This is a genomic window from Rhodoferax sp., assembly GCF_039922535.1.
Lineage (GTDB): Bacteria > Pseudomonadota > Gammaproteobacteria > Burkholderiales > Burkholderiaceae_C > Rhodoferax_B.
Genome location: NZ_JBDTEM010000417.1, coordinates 1 through 1,524, shown reverse-complemented (window position 1 = coordinate 1,524; position 1,524 = coordinate 1). Strand labels below are relative to the sequence as shown.

The 1,524-nt window shown below is 61.5% G+C and carries 1 protein-coding gene; it reads left to right on the top strand.

Annotation, left to right across the window (positions count from 1 at the left end):
• Positions 1 to 654: 654 nt before the first annotated feature.
• Positions 655 to 1,524 (top strand): MFS transporter (locus ABI213_RS19960; protein WP_348028385.1); only part of this gene is annotated, 870 nt, incomplete at its 3' end.

Genomic DNA, 1,524 nt, shown 5'->3' with positions numbered 1-1,524 from the left:
AATACAAGCCAAATTGGCTTCCGGCGCAGGTAGAACCTGCACGGGGTGCTCCTATCTTTCACTATCAAAACAGAAGCATCGCCTCAGACGCAGCCACCACCACTGCACCCCCAGCTCGCGCCCTAGGCGCGATGCCCGGCATCGCCGGGCTGATCCCGCTCCCGGGGTCCCCCTCTAGATGCGCCGAGGAGCACAGCTTTGGGCGGATCAGGGCTGGCGTTGTTTGAGCGCAGCGAGTTTAGCCAGACCCCGCCCAAAGCGCGCACCGCAGGTTCCCGTAGCGCTAGCGAAGGGCGCAGGTAGTGGGGGTGGCCTTTTCTTTGGTGACTTTCTTTTGGCCACGCAAAAGAAAGTTACTGCCCTGCCGGGGGCACAGCCCGGCCAGGGATGGTCGTAACACCCCACCTCCTAGAAAAACTACACTTTCCATAGCGGCCCCTGCAGTCCCGACCAGCACAAAGCCATGATTTGACCCATTAAAACCCCCTGGCATCTTTACGCACCAATACACCTCTGCACTAGGGTAAACGCTGATCCCCATTGCTTCAACGATCCGTACACTGAATGAACATTCAGAATACTGATCGTCAATCCGCTGCAAACGATGTGCATCGCCCCACAACACCGCAGCCCCATGAAGAAAACAAGGACACCATGCAACAAGACATTCGAAAATCCCTAGACGAAGGGGCCATGGGCCGCTTCCAGTGGCTGGCGGTGGCCATCTGCGTGATGCTGGTGATGCTGGACGGGTTTGACGTGCTGGTGATGGCCTTCACGGCTTCCAGCATCTCGGCCGAATGGCAATTGACCGGCGCGCAGCTCGGCGTGCTGTTCAGCGCCGGGCTGGTGGGCATGGCGGTGGGCTCGCTGTTTCTGGCACCGCAGGCCGACCGCTATGGCCGCCAGGCCATCATCCTGGTCTGTCTGGCGCTGATCACCTGCGGCATGCTGCTGTCGGCCCTGGCACAGAGCAGTCTGCAACTTGGCCTGTTGCGTGCGCTGACCGGCGTGGGCATTGGCGGCATGCTGGCCAGCGTGGGCGTGATCACGGCCGAATACTCGTCGCACAAATGGCGCAGCACCTGCGTCGCTTTCCAGGCCACCGGCTACCCCATTGGGGCCACGCTGGGCGGCATGGTGGCGGCTGTGCTGTTGACGCACTACGGCTGGCGTTCGGTGTTTGTGTTTGGCGGCCTGACCACTTTGCTGATGGTGCCGGTGGTGCTGTGGTTGCTGCCGGAATCGGTAGACTTTTTGCTGGCCAGGCAGCCCCAGGGCGCACTGGCCAAGCTCAATACCTTACTGCGCAAAATGGAACGTCCGGTGCTGGCAAGCTTGCCGGTGCGGCCCACCCGCAAGGCCGGTGCGGCGCCAGTGGGCGGTTTCAAGTCGCTGTTTTCGCCGGCCATCCTGCGCTCTACGCTGCTAATCTGGAGCGCGTTCTTTCTGCTGATGTTCAGCTTTTACTTCGCCCTGAGCTGGACCCCCAAGCTGCTGGTGGCCGCAGGCCTGTCGGCCCAG